At 46.7% G+C, this 23,746-nt stretch carries 16 protein-coding genes and 4 tRNA genes; 12 read left to right on the top strand and 8 right to left on the bottom strand.

Annotation, left to right across the window (positions count from 1 at the left end; translation table 11 throughout):
• The first annotated feature begins 388 nt into the window (after positions 1-388).
• The 3 genes from L5M29_RS11240 to L5M29_RS11230 all read left to right on the top strand — a co-directional run bounded on the left by L5M29_RS11240 (position 389) and on the right by L5M29_RS11230 (position 8,252).
• A complete protein-coding gene (locus L5M29_RS11240; RefSeq protein ID WP_105250289.1) occupies positions 389-1,783 on the top strand; it encodes a PhoH family protein in 1,395 nt (464 codons plus the stop codon).
• A gap of 215 nt (positions 1,784-1,998) precedes the next feature.
• On the top strand, positions 1,999-5,715 hold the full coding sequence (locus L5M29_RS11235; protein WP_173496262.1) for a response regulator: 3,717 nt from the start codon (positions 1,999-2,001) through the stop codon (positions 5,713-5,715).
• Positions 5,716-5,843: 128 nt separating this feature from the next.
• Entirely contained in the window at positions 5,844-8,252 is a 2,409-nt protein-coding gene (locus tag L5M29_RS11230) for a zinc-dependent metalloprotease (RefSeq protein WP_263167862.1), read from the top strand.
• A gap of 20 nt (positions 8,253-8,272) precedes the next feature.
• On the opposite strand, the gene L5M29_RS11225 is transcribed toward L5M29_RS11230, so the two are convergent.
• Positions 8,273-10,081, bottom strand: a complete 1,809-nt coding sequence (locus L5M29_RS11225; RefSeq protein ID WP_105250286.1) for a protein kinase domain-containing protein — start codon at positions 10,079-10,081, stop codon at positions 8,273-8,275.
• A 249-nt stretch (positions 10,082-10,330) separates the two neighbouring features.
• On the opposite strand from L5M29_RS11225, the gene L5M29_RS11220 reads away from it, so the two are divergent.
• Positions 10,331-10,672: a hypothetical protein gene (locus tag L5M29_RS11220; protein ID WP_105250285.1), complete on the top strand. Its 342-nt coding sequence runs from the start codon at positions 10,331-10,333 to the stop codon at positions 10,670-10,672.
• A gap of 102 nt (positions 10,673-10,774) precedes the next feature.
• Positions 10,775-11,431 (top strand): thiopurine S-methyltransferase, encoded by a 657-nt coding sequence (locus L5M29_RS11215; protein ID WP_263167860.1) that lies wholly within the window; start codon positions 10,775-10,777, stop codon positions 11,429-11,431.
• Positions 11,432-11,685: 254 nt separating this feature from the next.
• Here L5M29_RS11215 and L5M29_RS11210 read toward each other — a convergent pair whose 3' ends face one another.
• A complete protein-coding gene (locus tag L5M29_RS11210) occupies positions 11,686-11,877 on the bottom strand; it encodes a bacterioferritin-associated ferredoxin (protein ID WP_076498521.1) in 192 nt (63 codons plus the stop codon).
• Between the two features lie 260 nt (positions 11,878-12,137).
• Here L5M29_RS11210 and L5M29_RS11205 point away from each other — a divergent pair, with 260 nt between their 5' ends.
• Positions 12,138-13,712, top strand: a complete 1,575-nt coding sequence (locus tag L5M29_RS11205; RefSeq protein WP_263167858.1) for a PAS domain-containing methyl-accepting chemotaxis protein — start codon at positions 12,138-12,140, stop codon at positions 13,710-13,712.
• A gap of 85 nt (positions 13,713-13,797) precedes the next feature.
• On the opposite strand, the gene L5M29_RS11200 is transcribed toward L5M29_RS11205, so the two are convergent.
• The gene (locus tag L5M29_RS11200) at positions 13,798-14,733 is read right to left on the bottom strand and encodes a D-2-hydroxyacid dehydrogenase (protein ID WP_263167857.1); all 936 of its coding nucleotides are present in this window, start codon (positions 14,731-14,733) and stop codon (positions 13,798-13,800) included.
• A gap of 92 nt (positions 14,734-14,825) precedes the next feature.
• Between L5M29_RS11200 and L5M29_RS11195 the strand changes: the two genes are divergently transcribed.
• The gene (locus L5M29_RS11195; RefSeq protein WP_113939153.1) at positions 14,826-15,161 is read left to right on the top strand and encodes a DUF3392 domain-containing protein; all 336 of its coding nucleotides are present in this window, start codon (positions 14,826-14,828) and stop codon (positions 15,159-15,161) included.
• 20 nt (positions 15,162-15,181) lie between these two features.
• Here the strand turns inward: L5M29_RS11195 and L5M29_RS11190 are convergent, their stop codons facing one another.
• From L5M29_RS11190 to rsgA, 5 genes are all read right to left on the bottom strand, one after another.
• Positions 15,182-15,904, bottom strand: a complete 723-nt coding sequence (locus tag L5M29_RS11190) for a glycerophosphodiester phosphodiesterase (RefSeq protein ID WP_263167855.1) — start codon at positions 15,902-15,904, stop codon at positions 15,182-15,184.
• Positions 15,905-15,918: 14 nt separating this feature from the next.
• Positions 15,919-19,122: a mechanosensitive ion channel domain-containing protein gene (locus L5M29_RS11185; RefSeq protein ID WP_263167881.1), complete on the bottom strand. Its 3,204-nt coding sequence runs from the start codon at positions 19,120-19,122 to the stop codon at positions 15,919-15,921.
• A gap of 68 nt (positions 19,123-19,190) precedes the next feature.
• The gene (locus L5M29_RS11180; RefSeq protein ID WP_219251047.1) at positions 19,191-20,072 is read right to left on the bottom strand and encodes a DMT family transporter; all 882 of its coding nucleotides are present in this window, start codon (positions 20,070-20,072) and stop codon (positions 19,191-19,193) included.
• A 6-nt stretch (positions 20,073-20,078) separates the two neighbouring features.
• Positions 20,079-20,957, bottom strand: coding sequence for an archaetidylserine decarboxylase (gene asd / locus L5M29_RS11175; RefSeq protein ID WP_028761759.1), 879 nt, complete (start codon positions 20,955-20,957; stop codon positions 20,079-20,081).
• Between the two features lie 62 nt (positions 20,958-21,019).
• Complete coding sequence (rsgA, locus tag L5M29_RS11170; RefSeq protein WP_263167854.1) at positions 21,020-22,084, bottom strand: small ribosomal subunit biogenesis GTPase RsgA; 1,065 nt, start codon at positions 22,082-22,084, stop codon at positions 21,020-21,022.
• 112 nt (positions 22,085-22,196) lie between these two features.
• On the opposite strand from rsgA, the gene orn reads away from it, so the two are divergent.
• From orn to L5M29_RS11145, 5 genes are all read left to right on the top strand, one after another.
• Positions 22,197-22,742, top strand: coding sequence for an oligoribonuclease (orn, locus tag L5M29_RS11165; RefSeq protein ID WP_263167852.1), 546 nt, complete (start codon positions 22,197-22,199; stop codon positions 22,740-22,742).
• A 189-nt stretch (positions 22,743-22,931) separates the two neighbouring features.
• Positions 22,932-23,007 (top strand) — tRNA-Gly (locus tag L5M29_RS11160).
• Between the two features lie 42 nt (positions 23,008-23,049).
• Positions 23,050-23,125 (top strand) — tRNA-Gly (locus tag L5M29_RS11155).
• Positions 23,126-23,246: 121 nt separating this feature from the next.
• Positions 23,247-23,322, top strand: a tRNA-Gly gene (locus L5M29_RS11150).
• Positions 23,323-23,364: 42 nt separating this feature from the next.
• Positions 23,365-23,440: transfer RNA gene (locus L5M29_RS11145), tRNA-Gly, on the top strand.
• The last annotated feature ends 306 nt before the right edge of the window (positions 23,441-23,746 follow it).

Genomic DNA, 23,746 nt, shown 5'->3' with positions numbered 1-23,746 from the left:
GGCGGACTCTAACAAAGGGCGCGTATGTTATACCAATACTCGTGATATTTAAATCGCCCTCTCACCCGTTAGAGCCTAATTCCCAGAGTGCTAGATTACAAATTGTACAAGCGACAAAATTGTCGTGGCAGTACATGAAACTGTCACGCTAATGTCACATCCGCGGTTATACACTGCTTCGAGTCTGTAAGGTAAACAATGGTTGCTGTATTGTTATCTTGTGAGTTTGGTGCCAATATCAACTTAAGGTTTAAGTGCGAGTAAAGTGCTATCAACTTGAACCTTATGATCATTCTTTGCCATATGCTTAGCCAGTAATAGGAGCCGTGTAACTTTTATTGAGACTCAAAAGTGTGTTTAAACTTTAATGAAGCACTCTGGAGGCGCCATGGAACAAGACGACAGAAAGTTGTTTGTACTGGATACCAATGTGTTACTACATGAACCTTTGGCGATCTATTCGTTTAAAGAGCACGATGTGGTCATTCCGATGACAGTGCTAGAAGAGTTGGACCAGATTAAAGACCGAAAGAGTGATGTGAGTCGTGATGCTCGGGTTGCTATCAGGGCATTGGAAGATACCCTAGGTGGTGAAACTACCCCTGAGCAGATTATTAATGGCGTCCCTTTACCCAGCCGAGAGGGTCATGCCGATGCCGTCGGTTCGCTCTCAATTTTCCCTGATCACCTTGTTGATTTTACCTTAGGCGCACTGCCAGGAGATGGAAACGACAATCGCATTATCAATACCGCGCTACATCTACAAAACCTACATCATCCCCGTACCGTTGTCTTAGTCACCAAAGATATCAATATGCGCCTTAAAGCCAAAGGTGCGGGTATTCAATTGGTTGAGGATTATCGAACTGACCAGTTGATTGATGATATCCGCTTCCTCAGTAAAGGCTTTTACCAGTTTGAAGGTAATTTTTGGGAGCACTTGAACAAGGTCTCCACCGAGCGCCACGGTAGACATACAGTGCATGAAGTACCGCTCAAAGACCTCGAAAATGATAATTTTTATATCAACCAATATCTTATCGACACAGAGTCTGATTTTTGCGGTCGTGTTATCGAGCGCACAGACACCCATTTACATATTTTAGATTTAGGCCGTGAGCGGGTGAAAAACCTCGAGGCATGGGGTGTTAAACCTAAAAACGTCTATCAAGGCATGGCATTGCAGGCGCTGCTCGATCCCGATATCGATCTGGTTATCTTAACCGGCCCTGCGGGTTGCGGTAAAACCTTGCTCGCCATGGCGGCGGCGTTGGAACTGGTGGTCGAGCGTAATCGCTACGACAAAGTGATTGTCACCCGTAACACCCCTGAAATCGCCGAATCTATCGGCTTCTTGCCCGGCACGGAAGAGGAGAAGATGATGCCGTGGCTGGCCGCGATTACTGATACGCTCGAAGTACTGCATAAGAATGATGTGAATCCCACTGGCAGCATGAACTACATCATGGAGAAGGCTAACATTCAGTTTAAGTCGATAAACTTTATGCGCGGGCGGTCGATCCAAAACTCCATAGTGCTATTAGATGAATGCCAAAACCTCACTGCCTCGCAGATCAAAACCATGATCACCCGTATGGGCGAAGGCACAAAATTGATTTGTTGCGGTAACTTAGCCCAAATCGACTCTAACTACTTAACTGCTGTTACCTCAGGTTTAACCTATATTGTCGAACGTTTTAAAGACTTTGAAGGCAGTGCCAACGTGTACCTGAATGGCGTGGTGCGTTCACGCTTAGCGGAATACGCCGAAGAGCATCTGTAAAGCAGGTCGGTTTAATTTAGGGTAATGACTAAGGCCTCAGATATGGAGGCCTTAATTTTATGGAGTAGTAGATTTTTAATCGACTTATCAGTGGTATGAGTAGGCTTTATCTGACAATTATTTTATGTGATTGGCAGTTCCTTCCTGCTACTATATGGAGCTCATAGTTTTTGCCGCCGTAGGCTGAAATTAAGCGCTGCAATCAAGGGTAGTGGATGAAATCGAGTGAGCCGGATCTCCAACTAAAATCGCCGATCCAGAAGAACTACAACCGTGCCGTTTTTTATACGTACATCGGCGTTATCGTCATGTCTTTGTTGACCGCATGGATGTTCTTCGACCGCCAAAAAGCACAGCAGATGGAGCAGCGTGAAGAGCAGGTTCAGCGCCATGTATTGCAAATCGATCTGCTACTTGAGTCGAGCATTAGAGCGGTAAAAAGCTTACGCAACGTTGCTGTGGATCATTTACGTTTGGGCGAACTCGTGCGTAAAGAACGCTTACCCCAATACGGTAAATTCAACGAAAGCGGCCAGTATTTTACCTTAGAACCTAGCTACGCCCAGAGCGGTGAGCCTTTTACCAACATGGGGAGGATTACTGGTGCGGGTTCCCTCGACGGCCGCGACGACAAGTTCTATCAAGAACTTGAGATGTTGTTTGAGCTGTCACTGTCCTTCCCCGTCGCCAAAGAAGCCGCCCCGAAAGCCTCGGCGATTTATTACCTGTCGAAACGTAGGATCATGTCCTACTTCCCTTGGTCGAATGACGATCAACGTTTTAGGGACGAATTACTCAACAAGAAACAGTTCCAATACGCTACCCCAGCAATGAATCCGCAGCGCAGTGTATTTTGGAGTGAAGCCTATGTTGACTCCACGGGCAAAGGCTTATTGACCACTTTAGGTGTGCCCATTTATTTGGATGATGAGTTCATTGGCTCAATCAACTTAGACATGACGCTTGCCTCGTTAGCGCGGCAAATTCGGGTTTACTTTAAGATGCCGGGCACAGTGATTTTGCTCGACCAACAGAACAATATTTTATCCCACAGCGATTTTGATAGCTCAGATATCAATCGGGTCTATCACATCAGCCAACGTATTCCCTCTGAGCTGCATTCTTTACCTGAGTCGGAATTGTTCGATGCCCACGACGGCATCATTCGTAACGGCTATTACATTCACTCGGTTGCCCTGCATAACGCGCCTTGGCGTTTACTGTATTTGCAGGATGAAGACGACCTATTCCAAGACTCGTGGGAAAAACTGCAGCTGACCTTTATTTTAGTGGTTATCGCCCTGTCGGTGTTGGTGACCATAGTGCATTGGCAGACGCGTCGATCTTTTGTGAGTCCAGCCTCGCGACTACTGTCGCACCTTGAGGGCTGCTCCCAAGAGCCACGTAAGCCACCGGAGAAAATCACCCGTGGCTGGGAGCCTTGGTTCTTGTTGGTCAGTCGGATCTTTGAGGAAAACAAACAATATACCCACCATCTGGCTGAGCAGAATAAGCGGCTCGATAAGCTAGTGGCGCGGCGTACTGAACGCTTAAAAGACACCACAGAGCGGCGTGAGCGCGAATATGCGCTACTGCGATCCCTGCTTGACTCGATTCCTGAAGCGATTGTCTTTAAAGATAAAGAAGGCAACTATTTAGGTTGTAACAAGGCGGCTGAACGCATGCTGGGTTACACAGAGAGCGAGATGATAGGTTTATCATCTGAGGATCTGACCTCGCCTGAAATGGGCATACGTATCCGCGCCGAAGACGAACAAGTCTTAAAAGATCGCACGCCGCTGCGCTACCAAGAAAAGGTCGAGCTTGCGGGCAAACCTGTGCTGCTCGATACCCTTAAGCTGCCTTTCTACAATCGCCGCGGCGAACTGCAGGGATTGATTGCCGTGTGGCGTGATGTGACGCGGGAATACGAATCCGCTGAACAATTACGCCTGTCCGAAGAGCGTTATCACTTAGCTATGGATGCGGTGGAAGATGGCCTGTGGGACTGGTATTTAGACTCTGAACAGATCATTTGTAACCCAGCCTATTATTCTATGTTGGGTTATAAAACCAATGAATTCCCCGCTTTAGTATCGACAATTGATGAATTATCCCACCCCGACGATCGTATTCGCGTCGAGGAATACCGTGCTCAGTATCTTGCTGATCCCGTCGGTGCTTTCGAAATTGAATTCCGTATGTTAGGTAAAAATGGCGGCTATCACTGGGTGTTATCCCGTGGTCGTGTGGTGGAGTTCACCGCCGAAGGTCAGCCCAAACGTATGCTTGGTACCCATAAGGATATTACCCGCCATAAGAGTAACGAAGTGGCGTTGCTTGAAGCCAAGCAAGACGCCGAACTCGCTAACCTCTACAAGAGTGAATTCTTGGCCAACATGAGCCATGAGATCCGCACACCGATGAATGCCATTATCGGTATGTTGCAGTTGGCACAGCGCACTTCGTTAACGGCGCAGCAGAAAGATTACCTCGAAAAAGCCGGTTTCTCGGCGCAATCGCTGCTGAGGATCATCAACGATATTCTCGACTTCTCTAAAATTGAGGCGGGTAAGTTGGAGCTTGAGCGGGTGCCGTTCCCGCTGGATAAAGTGCTCGATCACGCTCTGGATCTCAATGCGCTCAAGGCACAGGAACAAGGCGTCGAATTACTCTTATATGCCCCCGTGACGGCGGGACTCATTCTTAAGGGCGATCCGCTGCGCTTAGGCCAAGTGCTGATTAACTTGCTATCGAATGCGGTGAAATTTACCCAATCTGGCGAGATTGAGCTCGGCTGTGAAGATGTCGGCGAGCGGGATCATCGGATTACCTTGAAGTTCTGGGTGCGCGATACGGGTATCGGCATAGGTAAAGATCAACAGGATAAGCTGTTTGATGCCTTCGCCCAAGCCGACGGTTCGACCACTCGTAAATACGGTGGCACTGGCTTAGGTTTGTCGATCAGTAAGCATCTGGTGTCTATGATGGGCGGCAAGATGCAAGTGCAGAGTGAGCTTGGGGTCGGTAGTACTTTTAGCTTTACCATCAGTTTTGAAATTGCCGAAGCCGCTAAGATTGAGCCTTTGGTCGTGCCGGAAAAACTCAATAGTCTACGCACCTTAGTCGTTGACGATAACCCGACGGCACTGCAAATCTATTCGACCTTGATGCGAGATTTCCACTTCGACGTCGATACTGCCGCCAGCGGCGCAGAAGCGCTTTATAAACTGTCGCGGGCACCAATCGATCTGTTATTGCTCGACTGGATGATGCCAGAAATGGACGGTAGCGATGTGGTCAGCGCCATAGATACTATGGTTGCCGAAGGCCGCTTAGCGAAACGGCCTGTGATTATCATGATGACGGCCTATGCGGCAGAGCCCTTGCAGCATGAAGTCGATAGTGCCAATGTGTTTGCCGTACTGCAAAAACCGTTTAAGGCATCGAGTCTGTTCGATGAGATCATTGCCGCCTTTGCCGATGAACCGAGATTGAATGTGGTTCAGCCTATGGTTGAAGTTCAAGTTGAGGAAGGGGAGCACACAGGTTTAGTGCTGCTGGTGGAGGATAACTTTATCAACCAGCAAGTGGCCACTGAGCTCCTTAAGAGCGCTGGCTACGAAGTGGTGCTGGCCGACAATGGTCAAGTGGCGCTGGATACCATCGACTCGCGGCCGTTTGATGCCGTGTTGATGGATATTCAAATGCCAGTGATGGACGGGTTAACGGCCGCAAGGGCATTGCGTGAGCGTTTTAGTGCCGATGAACTGCCTATCATTGCCATGACAGCCCATGCCATGTCGGGCGACAGGGAAAAGAGTTTAGCAGCAGGGATGAATGCCCACATCACTAAACCCATAGTGCTCAACGAATTATTTGAAACATTAAATCACTGGATCAAACACAAGAACCAGCATCAGAATCGTTAATTTATTTGCTCGGGGCCAGTGATGGCCTCGCATTATTTACTTTAAATCAATCGCTTGAGATAAGCAGTTATCAAAGATGCCAATGACTTATAAGGTAAATAACGCAGCCAGCCGAATCAGGAGGAAAGATGAAACCCCAAAGTGTAGCCTTAGCCTTATTTATAACGCTGTTAGGATTTTCCACCGTTACGGTCGCGGCAGCGGCGCCTAGCGCCAAGATCATTAAGCAGGGCCAAGAGGCGAAAGGGTTTCTTAATCTCTATTACGAGGAGTCTGAGGGAGAGTTATATCTTGAGGTCAATCGTTTAAATCAACCTTTTATCTTAGTTACTAGCCTGCCACAGGGCGTAGGCTCAAACGACATTGGTCTCGATCGCGGCCAACTGGGTCAGACCCGTATGGTGCAGTTTGAGCGCCAAGGTCCCTATGTTTTACTCAAGCAACTCAATACTCAATATCGTGCGAATACCTCTGATGCCGCCGAGCAAAGAGCGGTTGAAGAAGCCTTTGCCGATTCTGTGTTATGGCAAGGCAAAGTGATTGAGGGCAAGCCAGATTTGGTAGCGATCAACGATCTGGTGCTCAATGATTTACACGGCGTGTCTTCCGTATTGCAACAAACAGAGCAGGGCAATTATCAGCTCGATTTGAGCCGTTCTGTCATCTTACCCAAAGGGATTAAATCCTTTGAGAAAAACGCCGATGTGGATGTGCAACTCACCTTTAAAGGCGATGTTGCTGGCGCGCAGGTCGCACAGGTAACACCCGATGGCACCTTAATGTCGGTGCGGATGCGTTATTCCTTTGTTGAGCTTCCCGATGCGGATTACCAACCGCGGGCTTATCATCCTATGAGCGGTTATTTGTCCGATGAGTATCGCGATTATGCCATGCCCTTTGACCAACCTTTAGTGCAGCGTTTTATCCTGCGCCACCGTTTACAGAAAGTGCATCCTGGCCCAGCGCCAAGCGAAGTCGTTAAACCTATTACTTATTATCTCGATCCTGGTGTGCCAGAACCGATACGTTCGGCGTTGCTCGATGGCGCGCGCTGGTGGGAGACGGCTTTTACTCGCGCCGGATTTATCAACGGCTTTAAAGTTGAGTTATTGCCGGTAGATGCCGATCCGCAGGATATTCGCTACAACATGATCCAATGGGTGCACAGGGCGACGCGGGGTTGGTCCTATGGCGCCGCACTGACCGATCCTCGCACCGGTGAAATTATTAAGGGTCAAGTCACGCTCGGCAGCTTGCGTGTGCGGCAGGATTACTTGATTGCCAAAGGCTTAACCGCTGGCTGGCAGGATAGAGTGGCGGCCGAGAAAGCGGCGACAGCCTTGTCGCTGGCGCGTATTCGCCAACTGGCCGCCCATGAAGTTGGCCATACGTTAGGGCTCGATCATAACTTTGCCGCTTCGACTAATCAGGATGCCTCTGTGATGGATTATCCCCATCCGAAAATCCAGTTGAAGGGCAATGATATTGATATTTCAGCACCTTACACTACAGGTGTTGGCCCTTGGGATGATTTTACTATCGCCTATGGTTATAGCGATCAAGGTGATGCCCGTACCCAACAAGCACTGCAAGTCGACTTGCTGGCCGATGTGGCTAAACGTGGTTTACGCTATATTGGTGAGGCCGATTCCCGCCAAAAGGATGCGAGTCAGGCCTATGCCAGTTTGTGGGATAGTGGTGACGATCCGATCGATCAGCTGGGTAAGTTAAATAAAATTCGCACTAAGGCGATTGCGGATTTCTCCAGTGCGGCCTTGTTACCCAATGAGCCACTGGGCGAGCTAGCCGATGCCTTTGCGCCAATTTATTTGCTGACGCGTTATCAAATCGATGCGGTCGCTAAGTTTATTGGCGGCACTGACTATAACTATCAATCTATTGGTGAAGGCAGCCGCTGGAGCTATATTGCGCCGCAGTTGCAGTTAACGGGCTTAGACGCGCTACTTAACACACTCGATGCGGCGAGTTTAACTGTGCCGCAAACCTTGCTCGACAGTTTAGTGCCAAAGGCGGGGAATTATCATGTCACGCGGGAATCCTTCGATTCAGGTCTAGGTGCAATTAACGACCCTCTCGGTATGGCTGAAGTGTTTAGCCGTCATACCGTGAGCTTGCTATTGATGCCTAAACGCTTGAATCGTGTCAGCCAAGCATCCATGGCAGATAGTGAGCAGTTATCGGTGACGACATTATTGGATAAGTTATTTGCGGCGACCTTGTATCAAGAGGATAAGCTCGCGCTGGTCGAAGGCGTATGGATGCGAGTGAACGCTGTGGTGATTGATGAAGTGCTGGCAACGCTGCACGATCCTCAAACCTCACCAGAAGTGAGGGCTGCGATCAACGATCGCGCTCAGTTTGTGATTAAGCAATTGAAAGCGAAGTCGAATCGAGCGAATGTGAGTCTTGCGGCGCACTATACTTGGTTGCAACAGGGTCTGGCTGCGGGTTTGACCGATGCTAAGGTTAAGCTTATTCCTAAGCCGTTAACCCTACCACCGGGATCACCGATTTAATCCGATGAACATAGGCGCTATTAGGCGCCTATTTCTTTTGGATTTTTCGGATAAAAGTGATCGGCTTTACGCTCTAGATGAGTAAAGCGGCGGGTGTTTTTGTAGGGCAGTTTCATAAAGCCCGATACGCCGTGACCTTGGATTTTTCCGACATGATGCAAGATGCGATCGAGGCTCGCGCGAAACGCCGCTTGCTTACGCGGATTGAGCAGTTTCAAGTAACTGTGAATTTTTAAGTGATTCGGCAGCGCCTCAAAAATGATGCAGCCTGTGTGGTGAATTTGGTTGATGCGGGCTAATTCTTCCATGATTTCATGGGGTAATTCGAGGTTCTCATCGGGATCTTTACCGTCTTCAAAATAAGAATGTAACCGCGACTTATCTTCTAAGGTGGGGACGTCACCGACTTCGAAGGGCAACTGCAGTGCGGCACTGGCGACAAAAGGCTCGCTGGTGTCAGCTCGTTCGATATGCAGTGTGTCTTTGGCGTTAAAGAAACAGGCCTTAAACACCCCTATACGTTTAATTCCCCGCGCGAGATCCACCATATTGTTGACCGCTATGATCAAGGCACTTTTTTGTTTTGCATCGTAAATCGCAAGATTGGAGTCGATAAACACGCCGGTTTCCTGCCAATGAATAGCCAGACCACCCACGATCGGATATTGCGCTAAACGACCCACTGCGGCGATAAAGCCTTTTTCGGTATCGCCCATGCCCGCGAGGAAGTTGCGGTAATATTTTTCGAGCTGAATATCATCCATCTTAGCGATGGGATCTTGGGCGTTGTGTTCCTTTAAAAAGGATTTACGCGAACTGTAGCTGACGGTTTCAACATCTTTGTCGCGGGATTGTACCCAAACAGGAATTTCACCCTGTAAATCAGCTTTGGGCAGTTCAGGTAAGTGCAGTCTGTGGCTGTGGCGCATACTTTTTAAAAAATAATCGCCGGCGATATTACGCTGCTGCGGATCTGTGCTGAGCATGCCCTCTAAGGTACGGGCTAATTCTATCGGTAAGCCAATGCTGGTGGGCGAGATCACTTGTGCACCGAAGCGGCTTGCTTGCCCAGAGGCGAGGGCATACAGAGTCGCGGCAACTCCTTGCTCGTCAAAGCGCGGGCTGGAGAGTGCTCCATTGAGTTGCTCTTCGCCGATAAAATACACATCACCCATGCGGGCGTTGGTATGTTGTTGATCGCTAGACATTAACGCCATCACATTGTCTTCGACGGGTTTGTTATGTTCATCCCGCTGCGCAAATACCGCTGAGCCCCAATCGATTAACGATAAGTGTTGTTGTTCAATATCGTAAACCAGATTTGAAGGTTTGATATCGCCGTGCACTAAAGGCTTGCCCGTGCGCAGGTAATACAAGATATCGGCGAGTTGGCGGGCGATGCTCATGACCATAGCGGTAGGTAAGGCGCCCATGCGGCGGCAAAGTTGGTCGAGATCTTCCCCTTTTGCCCGTTCCATCACGAGTATTCCCTGTTTACCTACTCGCTCAAATTTGATCGCCCCCGGCACATTGGGGTGCTTGAGTAAGGAGAGCATAAAGGCTTCTTCTTCGAGCCGATCTTGAATATGTTGCGGCAAATTAATCCGTGAAAACTTAAACACATGGGCATCACCCGCTTGATTGATACCCGCAAAAACGAAACCGTAGGCGCCTTTGCCGACCAATTCGATATCGGTATAACCTAATTTGCTCAGCTGTTGTTTACAGAGGCGGATCCACGCCTTGTGTTTACGGGCATCATTGGCTTTGAGCAAGTAAATAGATTGCTCTTCAGAAATATAAAAATGCTGCAGCTGAGGTGTTTGCAAATTGTGCTCCTTGTTTTGTTCATTTAACCAGTAAGCGGGGGAGATAATCAAATAGCGGCTGGCTTTATTTTAGGATTCAGAGCGGCATTAGTGATCAGCGTCAGGCGCGGCTTACCTAACCGATCATTTCGTCACTGACTTTGACTTACATCAAATTAAATCCTCGCGACTATAGGTAATCTTTGGGGCATTAGATGGAATCAATTTTTGTTAATTAACCTACAGACAAAGTGCAGCTAAGGAGGGCGTATGCCCACCCAATATAAGGCCTTGTTGATCGAACTTTTGGAATATCCGCGTAAGCGTATTTTACAGTCAATGGAAGTGACTCATTGCCCGCATGCGGTATTTTTTAATGATAGAGACGAGCAATGTTTAACGTGTCATCAGGGCATGGAATGTATCTGGATGAACCAGAATGACGAGCTGGTGGCCGTGAACGAAAAATCGATTGCCGAGTTAAAACAGCAGTTGTTGATCGCCGTGGACTTTATCGACTCATCTTTAAGCCCACATCATTTATCACGCCGTCAATGCCAATGCGATAACTGTGTTTGGCTGCGTAAAGTGCAAGCCACGTTAGATCAGTAAGTGAGTCTTTACATTGCTGAGTTTGCCGAATGGCAGGAGGCTTTGCATCTACTTTAAAATGTCATTAGAGTAAGGACAATATTAGCGAATAGAGATAAACCCATGGAACCCGGTTTTTGGCATGAAAAGTGGCAGCAGCAACAGATAGGTTTTCATCAGCAAGACATCAATCCTTTCCTCGTTAAGTATTGGCAGCAGCTTGCATTACCCGCAGATACCAAGGTTTTTGTGCCCTTATGTGGTAAGTCGCTAGACATGTGTTTCCTCGCAGAACAGGGGCATCAGGTCATAGGGTGTGAGTTGAATGAATTGGCTGTACAGCAATTTTTTAGCGATAACCAACTCGAGATGACGCAAACGGCCGTGGGTGAACACCAGCATTATCAAACCGAACAGATCAGCTTGTATCAAGGCGATATTTTCACCCTACCTAAGACTATCACCCAAGCGGTGACGGCTTTTTACGATCGCGCCGCGTTGATCGCTTGGCCAGAGAGCATGCGTGCACAATATGCCAAGCAGTTAGCGAGCTTATTACCTAGCGGTAGTGTCGGTTTATTAGTGACTTTAGATTATCCGCAAGAATCCCTTATCGGCCCGCCTTTTGCTGTATCCCCTACTTGGGTAGATCAGCATCTGAGTGAGGATTTTGATATTGAAGTATTAGCGTCGCAAGATGTGTTGGCCGACAATCCACGTTTTATTAAGAAAGCAGTGCCTTGGCTTAATGAAGCGGCCTATTTGTTGAAACGTAAGTAGGCTTGACTCGGAAGTTGGATCTGTAACCCCATTGAATTATTCGCGGCTTTCGAGCTTGGAGTTCAGTGGGGCTTGTCATTAAAACATCATATCTAAAGATTAGGCTGGCAAGATTATTTAAGACGAAATGACAGATAGAAGACTTTGTTGCCGCTGGATTTTGGGATTAAGTTTGCTTGAGTCAGCGTGGTTTTAGCTTGTCGGAAGTTTGTTCGTGAGTGAATTACCCTTTACCACTCTATTCGCGATTCAATTTACGCGACTTCGTAATAATTAGGCTCAAGTTCTAGTTGATTTTGAATGATCTGCACCGCCATTCTGGCGCATTTACCACATTGATCGGCAACACCTAAGCGCTTTTTTACGTCAGCAAGCGAGCTATCGCCCTGGCTTACTGCGTTTTTAATTTGCGTATCAGTGATCGCATGGCAAAGACAAACGTACATATATTAGTCTCCAATCGAATTGCGCTAATTCTAAATGAAAACGCTTATCAAATGCAATCATGTTTTTGGGTGATTTTCATACTTTAACGCTTTTGTTACATGGCGCACGTTTTATCGTCTATGCTAGGTGTGTTTTAGCACTAAAAAGCTAGGCAGTTTTAGAAGTAGGTTTAGGAATACAGAGTCAGGGTGATGATGCCTCACGGATGGATAACTCATGGATGAATAACGAAGAATTAATCAAAGATCCATAAGGTTTCATGAGAACTAATCTACCAGTTACACAGCGAGAATATGATTATCCAGCGGATTGGATTTTATTGTCGACCACGGATACTCAAAGTCATATCACTTACGCCAATCAATCTTTCTGTACCGTTGCCGGTTACGACCTCGATGCCATGCTAGGCAAGCCCCACAACATGGTGCGTCATCCAGATATGCCTCCGCAAGCGTTTGAAGATCTGTGGCGATGTATCAAAAAAGGCGAGCCTTGGAAAGGGATAGTGAAAAACCGCTGCGCCAATGGCGATCACTATTGGGTCGATGCCTATGTCTCACCGATTTCAGTTAATGGCAAAGTCGTCGAATTTCAATCTGTACGCACTAAACCCACACGCGATCAGGTTAAGCGTGCAGAAATAGCCTATGCAGAGTTGAACAAAAAGGGCAGCGTCAGTGCGTTAAAACGTACCTTGGATATGCCAGTTAAATTGCTGTTACTCGCATTGGTTGCCATGCTACCCATGCTTTACCTTGCTCTGCAAATTGGCTTAATGGGCTTTATTGCCCTAGCGATAAGTCTCCTAGTATTGCTGGTGGGCGGTAATCTGGTGCTGAGTCGTTACTATGCTTTAGTGACTAAGGCGAAGCATATCTACGATAATCCGCTGATGGCCCATATCTATAGTGGTAACTGTGACGATCTTGGCGCGATTGATTTAGCACTGCAAATGCAAAATTCAGAACTTAAGTCGATTCTTGGGCGTGCATCGGATTCCTGTTATAACGTGTCAGAACAGGCCAAAATATCTGCCGCCAAGGGCAAACAAATCCAGAGCACCAGTCAGGCTCAACTATCTGAAATAGAACAAGTTGCTACAGCGATGCAGGAAATGACCGCCACATTAGGCGATATGTCCTCCAATTGTGCCGATGCGGCGAGTGCCACACAAATGGCATCCGCTGAAACTATCAATGGTGATAAAACGGTGTCGAGTACTATTCGCTCGATTCAAGCGATGGCGGAGCAACTGCAACAAACGTCAAAAGTGATTACTGAGTTAGAAGCCCATAGTAAAGATATTGGCACTGTGCTCGATGTGATTCAGAGTATTGCGGGGCAGACGAATTTACTGGCATTGAATGCAGCAATTGAAGCGGCTAGAGCGGGTGAGCAAGGTCGTGGCTTCGCTGTCGTTGCTGACGAAGTACGGGCGCTGGCACAACGTACTCACGATGCCACCAAAGAAATCCACAGTATGATTAATCTGTTGCAGCAGGGGACGAATAAAGCTGTTATCAGTATGCAGCAAGGAGTGGTTGCCGCTTCCGAATGTATTTCAACGGCGGATTTAGCGGGTACGGCATTACGTACGATTCGTGAGGCTATTTCGACCATTACCGATATGACGCACCATATTGCCAGCGCGGTTGAAGAGCAATCGAGTGTGGCAAATGAGATGAATCGCAGCGTGGTGAATGTGTCGCAATTTACCCATTCTAGTCATCAACTCGGCAGTGAAATGGTCGGCTTGAATGACGAAGTGACCCGCGAGATGGATTCTCACTCGGTATTGGTCGATCAATTCTTAAAGCGCAGTTTTAGGGTTTAACTGCCTAAAATTTAAGATAAAAAGGCAATAGTCTGATTATTGCCTTTTCTTTTACTGATTTCTAACTCAATTTCTTATCTTTGATCTAATAACCTTTACTAAAGTCGACTCGATTCTGCAGTGGCTCACCCATGATGTAGCGGCGATAGTTTTGGCTAAAGATATCGACGATTTGTGCAGGATGGCTTGGCGCCGAAATATGCGGCGTGATCACGGCATTTTCCCGTTCCCAAATAGGATGGCTATTGGGCAAAGGTTCCCGAGCAAATACATCGAGGATCGCTTGCTGACTAGGATTAGCGATAAGTTGGATATTGAGTGCATCGAGATCGAGTGCATCACCGCGGCCAACATTAAACAGCACTGCATCAGTTTTTAACATAGCTAACATGTCAGCATTGAGAAGATTATGCGTTGCAGGAGTGCTTGGCAGTAGATTTGCAACCACATCGGCCTGTGTTAACACTTGGCCTAAATTGGCCATCGCTTCAATGGCATCAAAACCTTCAATGGTATTACCACTTCGATTGATCCCTGTGACATGCATGCCAAAGTGTTTTGCCGTTTTCGCTAAATGCTGGGCAATTGAGCCTGTACCGAGTAAGAGTAATCGCATTCCCTGTAGGCTTGAATGGCGCTGCTGGGGTTGAATCAGCCACTGTTTTTGTCCTTGTTGCTGGCGATAAAAACGATGGCCGCGGATATGCGCGAGTAAATAGCCAAATAGATACTCACTCATCAGCGGGCCGAAAATGCCTTTAATATTGGTAAGTTGATAGTCTTTTCTGCCCCTTGGACTCATCAGGGCATCTATGCCAGCAAAGCTTGATTGTAACCATTGCAGATTTTTAGCATGGGGTAATAGGGGCGCGGCGAGTTTAGGTTCGGCTAACCAAATATCTGCATCAATTATGCCCGCTGGATTATCATCGAGTAACGTTAAATCTGGGAGACTCTGCGCTTCAATCAAGTCGCGGTACTGTTGATTTGCCTTTGTTAGCAAGAGTAACTTGTGCCCCATGGCGTCTCCCTTTATGCTTGGTTATTGTTATTTTTCAATACGCTGTCGCGGCCACGCTGATGGATTGCGCTGCATCTTTTTAGGTTAAGTCTATGTTTGATCAATTAGTCGCCATTATTGCCCAGTTAGGTAATATGCTTCGCCCTTGGGCCTTCGATATTGCTACCGCTATGGTGGTATGTCTTATTTTGGTTTTTTCAGCGGATGTCAATCGTATCTTAAGGCGTCATTTGTTGGGGCATTCTTTTGTGCTGCGGACATTTGTTTTTATTATTGTGAATGCCTTTGGCTATGGCCTATTGATCGTGAAAGCCACGCCTTGGGTGGCAAGACACATAGTGGCTATGCCATCCCATTGGATGTTTCTGTTAATTGTGGCCATGTTTATTTTTATCGGTTATTGGGCTCAGCGAAATAGCCAAGCTTAATAGCGTTATTATTTTGGCCGTTACTCAAAGTAGCCAGAGTAATTGGCCATTGCCTTTTGGGTTAAGGCTTGCATGGCGCGATCGGGGTAATTGCTGAACACGCCATCGACGCCTATCTGCTTAAGCGCATGAATATCATCAATATGATCGACAGTATAAACATAAACCTTGGCACCTCGGTTATGGGCGTCGTCTACTAGCGCTTGGCTGATAAAACTCACATCTAAATGCAATGAATAGGCATTCAGTTCGCTTACCACGCCAGCCCCATCGAGTGGAATACTGGCAAGCAGTGGTGCGACTAACGCATCCGGCAACACCTGTTTAAGTTCATGCAGATAGGGGTGATTAAAGGAAGAGATCAGTAACTGCTCCTTCGTAAACCCAAGCTGACTCATAGCCTTTGGGTATAAGTCGATTAACGGCGTGACGGTATTAATGCCTTTTAACTCTATATTGACTATGCAGCGCCCCGCAATCAGCTCAAGTACTTGCCATAGCGTCGGAATGGATTCACCTTTCACATTGATGCTTGCTAGGTAGTCCTTGTTCACTAAGTGAATGACGCCCGTGCCCGAGCTTTTATTATCGAGTCGTCTGTCGTGAAACACGACTAACTCACCTTCGACATTATGTACATCGAGTTCGACGGCTTGTGCACCCAATTCTAACGCTTTAGCCATGGCGGCTAAGGTATTTTCGGCCTGATAACCGCTGGCGCCGCGGTGAGCAAAAATAAGCATGGTCTGCGATCCTATTAGCTTCTAATAATGCCTTGTTGCTCGCGATTTTGACCATTCTTAATATGGATTTCCATCTGCGGGTAGGCGAGTTCGAGATTGTTTTCTTTGAGTTTTTTAGTCACTCGTTTATGTAAATCATGGCGCAGTGGCCAGCGTGCCGACATATCTTTTGCATAGGCGCGCACTTCATAATCTTGGGTATGTTTACCAAAGCCGGCAAACCAGACTTCAGGTTCTGGGCTGGCAAGTGCATCTTCACACTCTTGCACCGCTTGATACAGGGTCGCTTCAACTTTGGCAGGGTCTGAATCCCGCGCCACCGACACATAAACAATGACCCGAGTAATAGGATCTGACAAGGACCAGTTGATCAGCTGCTCTGTGATAAAGGCCTTGTTCGGGATGATAATTTCCTTTCTATCCCAGTCAATAATCGTTGTCGCCCGAATTTGGATTTTACTGACTGTCCCTGTTAAATCACGAATTGTCACTGTGTCGCCAATCCGCACGGGTTTCTCAAACAAAATGATCAAACCTGAGATAAAGTTGGCGAAAATTTCTTGCAAACCAAAACCTAAACCGAGAGACAGTGCGGCAATCAGCCATTGCAACTTAGACCATTCCATCCCGAGATTAGAGAAGCCGATTAATAGGCCGAGGAAAACCACCAGATAACGACTGACGGTTGTGATCGCAAAACCCGTTCCGGGCGAGAGATCAAGCCTTTGCAGGATCATTAGCTCAAGTAGGCCGGGTAAATTGGTGGCAATCATTAACGAGAAACCCACCACTATCAGCCCAAACATCAGTGATTTCATGGTAATGGGCAATTGTTGCTCTAAGCCATTCACACTGGTATTGGTCGTCCACAGCGTAATGCCATCGAGGAAGGAAAACAGCGCCGTATGGGTTTGAGTCCACAGACCAATCAAACTGGCTAAAAAGGCCAATAACAAGAGTGAACGCACTAGGCCAAGGGATTGGCTCGAAATGGTTTCGAGATCGACTACGGGTTCTTCGTAGGTATCGAGTCCATCGACGGAAGGGTGATGCGTTTCGCCTTTTTCCCTTTGTGCTAAGCGTTCGGCACGTTTTGCCTTCGCGCGATCGAAGGCGATACGGCGGCGTTCGATTAACATCCATCGTTTGATCAATTGGTATAAGAGCAAGAAACCCAGACCCAGCACGATCGATAATTGCAGTTGTAACAGCATTTGGAAAGCGGTGAAGTAGTAACCCCTAAAGGCTAACACTGCGCTTAAAAGCGGCACAGAAATCAGTAAGGTCCAGAGCATTTTCTGAATGAGTTTTTTGTTTTTACCGTCTTTCTTGGCATCCGAGTTTTTACGGCTAAGAATTAAGATGTCTTTGTATAACAAGAATAAAACGATACAGAAAACAATAAAGGCACCACGGCCTATGCTGTTGCGCACCAGTGATGTGTCGAGCACTTCGGTAAAGCCCATTAAGCCCAATAATGGACTAGCAATCAGCACAAAGTGTCTGAGCCGTGATTGTCCCGCTTGAATGAGTTTCGAGGGGCGTTTGAAATGGCCCACGAGTACGCCTTTGTCGAGCGTCAGAATAAAGATGAAGCGATATAAGAGATACACTAAACCAATCGCCAGTATGCCCATACCCACTGCTTGCACAAAATTGCGATCGGAATGATAGAAAATCAATCCCGCCATGATCACTGGGAAAGGTTTTATCAACGCATAGCTGATACTGCAGGCGAGCGCTTTGAGAGTGTAAATGAATTTATCTTGGGTCACATTGCCCACATAAGTAGTGTAATGATTTAGCAAGCGATTGAATTTAGGAGTGATCAAGTCTTGTACGACTAAACACAGTACCAGCAATATGATCCACCAAGACCAATAATCGTTTTGTTCATCCCAGGCTTTTCCCAGTTCATCCCACTGTGCTTGTTGCACAAGCCAAACCGTGCTGCGCTCAAGATCCGTAAGCCATAACTTACTGATACTTGCAGCGTTAGGCACCCAGAATAAATGTTCGTTAAGGGTATTTTTGAGGGTGAGATTCTGTTGACTCAGTTGTTGGTAATTGACCTTCAGCTTGCCTAATTCACTTAAGTATTGGTCATAGCTTTGCATCAACTGCGAGATCAAACTCTGTTGCGAGTGTAAGAGCTTAATCTGCTGCTCATTGTATAAGCCGGGTTGTTCTAATTCTTGCTCATTGAGGGCTTGTTGCTGCTCTAAATGGTATCTGTCTAAGCGCGCATCGGCGATCAGCGTTTGCAGTTTTTCGTGATTCGGTGGTTTAGGCAGTGATTGCAACATCTGCAAAAAGCGCTCACCAAAGGCGGAGTTCATTTTGACCCAAGTGATCTGCTCTTGGATGTTTGCCAGTTGTTTGGCTTGGGATTGATATTGGGTTTCAGCCTGTTCCTGCTGTTCGACCACATTATTGATCTGCAGAGTTAACGTTTGCAGCTTTTGGCCGTAAATCTGGTTGGTGTCGGCAATATTACGGGTGATAGGATCGATGACTTTTTCGGTATTAACTAAGTTTTTGGCTAGGGTAGCATCCGTTTGTTGCTGACGTTGTTTATTGATTGCCTTGTTGATGGTTTCGATCAAGGCTTCTTGCTGCACCAGTTGTTGGCGGACTAGTTGTAATTGTAATTGCGTCAGTTCAATGCGTTTTTGGCTGCTGGCAAGTTCTGCTTCATCGGTGGCAAGGCTTTGTTCAAAGAAAAGTCGTTGAGTTTGCTGTAACTCTCCCGTTGGGGTATCTAGCGGGGCGAATTCTGCTTTTTTGTTTTGGGCGACAGTTTGCCTCGCGCTGGCGATAACGGTAGGTAAGTCATTGTGACGTAGCAATAAATCGTTAACTTGTCGACCAAGGGCGGATTCGCTTTCTTTAAGTTCAGACAAGCGAATATAGGCCATGGAAGCCTGCTGGCTGAGGTCAGTACCTTTTTCCAGTGATAAAGGCTTATAGGCGTCTTTCAGCGCTTGGTTAGTGCGCTTCTTATGTTGTTCAAAATCAATCTGCGCTTGTTGGAAACTGGCTGCGTTGGCGGCGAGTTTTTCTATGTTAATTTTTAGTTCGTTAATTTGTTCGTCAATGCTGAGATTTTGTTGCTGATCTTGCTTGTTCATGCCAAGACGTTTATCCAACTGCAAAGGCGAATTGGCAAGTGCGGAAAATGTGAAAAAAGCAATAATGAACAATAAAATACGTGGCATATAGGCTAAAGACATTTAGGGGCGAAAGACGCTCCATATTAGCCAAATTGCGTTGAGATTGGTATGTTTCAGGCGTTCTTTTTTCGCCGCTGTGACTGGTGCGATTGATGGGTTTCGAAGATGGCGGTTGCGACTATGATAGTGCCACCAATTAAGGTGTTGAGATTGAGCTCTTCACCTAAAATGATCAGCGCTAACATGGCACCATAAAAGGGCTGTAAGCAAGAGACTAGCCCAACCGTTTTGGCGCTGAGTTGCCTCAGCGCAGAAGTAAATAGCGCATGTGGCGCTGCGGTAAAGACGACGCCGAGTAAAATAATTAATCCCCACACTTCTAATGAGATACTGCCCAGTTCCGTTTGGTGCCACGGCATCAAGAACACCACGGCGACCAAAGTTTGATAGAACATGGCATGGGGGCCGCTGTACTGGGAAAAGTAGCGTTTGTGCAATAAGTTACGGGTGGTGAACAAGATGGCGGATACTATGCCGATGGCAATGCCCAGCGTAGTGTCGTTACCTAAATTGGCCTCAGGGATCAGTAATATCACCCCAATCAGCACTAATACACCGCTGATCATATCGTGTAATTTTATCTTATTACCTGTCAGTAACGGCTCGGCAATCACTGTCATCACCGGATAGGTGAAAAACGCAATCATGCCAATGGCGACCGACGATAATTGCATGGCCGCAAAATAGGTCACCCAATGCAGACTTACGATAACCCCAAGCCCGATTGCGACTAGATAATCTTGTTTGCTTGCCAGCGTTAAACGTTTGCGGCTGAATTTGACTAGCAAACCTAACACTGTGGCTGCGACGATACAGCGTAGGAAGGTGATGTCGAGGGCGCTGAGCGGGATTAATTTAGAAAACAAAGCTGTGCCGCCAAATAGCAGCACAGCCAGATGCAATTCAATTAATCCCGAAGGTTTAGCAGAACTCAAGAAAGCTTAATCCGCTTGCTTAACGTCTTTCAGGTTAGCGAAGGCTTGTCCCATACGCGTTACTGCTTCGGCTTCAACACCTTCAGCAAATGTTGCGATAGCATCTTTAGCAAACAACATCACTACAGTACTGCCTAACTTGAAGCGACCCATTTCCTCACCTTTGTCTAAGGTGATGGCATCTGGGCCTTGGGTTGGATATTCCCAAGTGAAGACTTGCTTACCTGTCGGCGGCGTGACTGTGCCTGCCCAGACGGTTTCAATACTGGCAACAATCGTTGCGCCAACTAACACCATAGCCAGTGGACCTAATTCGGTTTCAAAAATCGCCACAACGCGTTCGTTACGGGCAAATAGACCGGGTACGTGTCTCGCCGTTAACGGATTCACCGAAAACAGTTCGCCAGGTACATAGGTCATTTTTGATAACGTGCCTTTAATCGGCATGTGGATACGGTGATAGTCTTTAGGCGCCAGATAGATAGTCGCAAAATCACCGCCTTCGAAGCGTTTAGCATCTTCGGCTTGATCGCCAAGCAGGGTTAACGATGAATAGTGATGACCCTTAGCTTGGAAGATGCGACCGTTTTTGATTGGGCCTAACTGACTTACCGCACCATCGACGGGATGCACCATGATATCGGCGTCCATATCTAACGGACGAATACCGGGTTTAAGGGCGCGGGTAAAAAAAGCATTAAAGCTTTTATAAGCTTCAGGCTCACTCTGCGCCGCTTCGCTCATGTCGATTTTATATTGTTTGATAAACCACTTGATGGCGGCCGTGGTTAACGCGCCAGCTTCGGCTGCAGCGAGTTTACCCACTAAACGAGATAACAAGTGTTTTGGCAGCATGTACTGCAGCGCTATTTTGACTTTATCCAATTTCAATTCCTTTTCTTACTGCTTAATCTTTGCTGAGATTGTTGTTATTTATCAATAATTTGTTATTCTTCAGTGGCCGCGCGGAAATGGCGGGCATGACGTTGTTCATCTAAGCTGGCGATAATTTTATGGTAGTTATTAAAGCGATCTGCACTGATCTTACCTTGGCTCAGGGCTTCTTGCAGTGCACAGCCAGGATCGTCACCGTGTTTACAATCGCGGAATTTACACGCGCCAAGATACTCGCGAAACTCGATAAAGCACCAGCCGACACGTTGTGCAGGAAGATGCCATAGGGCGAATTCGCGCACGCCCGGGGAGTCAATCAAATCGCCGCCACTAGGCAAGTGCAACAGTTTAGCTGTGGTAGTAGTGTGTTGACCTAAACCTGAGTTATCGGAAACATCGCCGATAATAAGCTCTGCATCGGGTAGTAATGCATTGATGATCGATGATTTACCCACACCAGATTGGCCGGCAAACACGCTGACTTTATCTTTGAGTATGCCTTTGATGGTGTCGATACCATCGCCAAGCTTGCTGCTGACTTTATAAACCGGATAGCCAATGTCTTTGTAGCGCTGTAGCGCTTCGTCAATTGCCTGCGCTTCATCGGGATTGAGCAAGTCAATTTTATTCAAAATGATGATAGGCGGAATATCGGTATCTTCGGCAGCCACTAAATAACGGTCGATGATCTGGGTGGTAAAGCTGGGTAATACCGAGGAGACAATCAAAATCTGGTCGATATTCGAGGCGATAATTTTCACGCCATCGTATAAATCTGGGCGTGTAAGTGATGAGCGACGTGGATGAACGGCTTCAACAATACCTGCGATACCGCTATTGGCTTGGCTCTCAATGGCTAAGCGTACGATCACTTTATCGCCAGTCACTAAACTGGTGACGGCACGGCGAATATTACAGCGCACAATTTGGCCGCTTTCAGTTTCTATGTCGGCATGTTGGCCAAAACGTGAAATCACAGTACCGGGCTGTTCTTGCCCCAATGAACTATCCTGTAACTCTGGCGTATTTTTATCGCCACTGTCACGATTGAGTCGCTTCTCGTGATTAGCGCGCATACGGCGTAATTGACCTTGGCTTAGGGGTTTCTTTTTACTCACTGATTCGTCTTCGTCAATTAGGTGATTTTTTGTGTTGGAAAAAAGCAGTATGATACACACTCTTGAATAAAAAAGCCTGAATTTAGGCTAACTGACACGATAAGGCTGATTTATGACGGCAGATGTACATAATCTCATTTGGATCGATTTGGAAATGACAGGGTTAGAGCCCGACGTCGACAGGATCATTGAAATTGCCACTTTAGTGACAGATCAAGAACTCAATATTATCGGTCAAGGTCCGGTTATCGCGATTCATCAGTCAGATGATGTGCTGGCCGCTATGGATGATTGGAATCAAAAGCACCATGGTGAGTCTGGGTTGATTGATCGCGTGCGTGCTAGCCAAGAAACCGAAGCGCAAGCCGTGGCCAAGACGATTGCCTTCTTAGAACAGTATGTTCCTAAGGGCGCCTCTCCAATGTGTGGTAACAGTATTGGCCAAGATAGACGCTTTTTAAATCGTTATATGCGCGAGCTGGAAGATTATTTCCACTACCGCAATGTGGATGTCAGTACGATTAAAGAGCTAGTGAAGCGTTGGAGCCCAGAAACTATGGCGGGCTTTAAGAAGCAAAACACTCACCAAGCACTGCAGGATATCCAAGAGTCGATCGCTGAATTGCAGTATTATCGCAGCAAAGTATTTAAAATTTGACCGATCAGTAGATAAATATGCAAGAAGGGGTTGCAGCCGCATGAATTTTTCATATAATGCGGCCTCAACTTTTTGATGCGAACAGAGATGTGCGGTCATTTAGATTGAATGCGACATTAGCTCAGTTGATAAAGGTTAAAGGCGATACCTTTGTTAATGTTGAAGGCAAATGTAGCAGCAATACGAAAGGCGACATTAGCTCAGTTGGTAGAGCGATACCTTGCCAAGGTATAGGTCATCGGTTCGAACCCGATATGTCGCTCCAAATTAAAATTTAGTGATTTGCCAAATCATTAATACAGATTATGCGACATTAGCTCAGTTGGTAGAGCGATACCTTGCCAAGGTATAGGTCATCGGTTCGAACCCGATATGTCGCTCCAAATTAAAACTTAGTGATTTACCAAATCATTAATACAGATTATGCGACATTAGCTCAGTTGATAAAGGTTGATAGACGATACCTTTTTGAATGTTGAAGGCTGATGTGACAGCGATAATTATGCGACATTAGCTCAGTTGGTAGAGCGATACCTTGCCAAGGTATAGGTCATCGGTTCGAACCCGATATGTCGCTCCAAATTAAAACTTAGTGATTTACCAAATCATTAGTATAGATTATGCGACATTAGCTCAGTTGGTAGAGCGATACCTTGCCAAGGTATAGGTCATCGGTTCGAACCCGATATGTCGCTCCAATTTCCTAAATATTCCACTATCACATTACTCAATTGACATTAGCTCAGTGGTGATTTTTGATATGGCGATACCTTTGTGATTGTTAAATTAGTCAAGGTATAGGTCATCGGTTCGAACTGCTCTTGATCAAAATTATGTCGCTCCAATTTCGTTCCATTTCCTTATTGTTTATTTAACTTTCAATTGGTTAAGTGCATAATGTCGCTGTACTTCTCACATAATTCCCTCAATTCCCTCAATTCGCTCATATGTATTTGTCTTGATTCACTGCCATCTACCTCAAGCACTCTATCTCAGATTCACCA

It is taken from the genome of Shewanella sp. SM95, from assembly GCF_025653595.1.
In the GTDB taxonomy this organism is placed as follows: domain Bacteria; phylum Pseudomonadota; class Gammaproteobacteria; order Enterobacterales; family Shewanellaceae; genus Shewanella; species Shewanella oncorhynchi.
Note: the sequence above shows the minus strand (reverse complement) of the source record. Positions and strands in the feature narration are given on the sequence as shown.

Excerpts from the sequence above, each read along its gene's own strand:
- L5M29_RS11240 (WP_105250289.1), top strand. The coding sequence starts at position 389 with ATGGAACAAGACGACAGAAAGTTGTTTGTACTGGATACCAATGTGTTA.
- L5M29_RS11235 (WP_173496262.1), top strand. The coding sequence starts at position 1,999 with ATGAAATCGAGTGAGCCGGATCTCCAACTAAAATCGCCGATCCAGAAG.
- L5M29_RS11230 (WP_263167862.1), top strand. The coding sequence starts at position 5,844 with ATGAAACCCCAAAGTGTAGCCTTAGCCTTATTTATAACGCTGTTAGGA.
- L5M29_RS11220 (WP_105250285.1), top strand. The coding sequence starts at position 10,331 with ATGCCCACCCAATATAAGGCCTTGTTGATCGAACTTTTGGAATATCCG.
- L5M29_RS11215 (WP_263167860.1), top strand. The coding sequence starts at position 10,775 with ATGGAACCCGGTTTTTGGCATGAAAAGTGGCAGCAGCAACAGATAGGT.
- L5M29_RS11210 (WP_076498521.1), bottom strand. The coding sequence starts at position 11,877 with ATGTACGTTTGTCTTTGCCATGCGATCACTGATACGCAAATTAAAAAC.
- L5M29_RS11205 (WP_263167858.1), top strand. The coding sequence starts at position 12,138 with ATGAGAACTAATCTACCAGTTACACAGCGAGAATATGATTATCCAGCG.
- L5M29_RS11200 (WP_263167857.1), bottom strand. The coding sequence starts at position 14,733 with ATGGGGCACAAGTTACTCTTGCTAACAAAGGCAAATCAACAGTACCGC.
- L5M29_RS11195 (WP_113939153.1), top strand. The coding sequence starts at position 14,826 with ATGTTTGATCAATTAGTCGCCATTATTGCCCAGTTAGGTAATATGCTT.
- L5M29_RS11190 (WP_263167855.1), bottom strand. The coding sequence starts at position 15,904 with ATGCTTATTTTTGCTCACCGCGGCGCCAGCGGTTATCAGGCCGAAAAT.
- L5M29_RS11185 (WP_263167881.1), bottom strand. The coding sequence starts at position 19,122 with ATGCCACGTATTTTATTGTTCATTATTGCTTTTTTCACATTTTCCGCA.
- orn (WP_263167852.1), top strand. The coding sequence starts at position 22,197 with ATGACGGCAGATGTACATAATCTCATTTGGATCGATTTGGAAATGACA.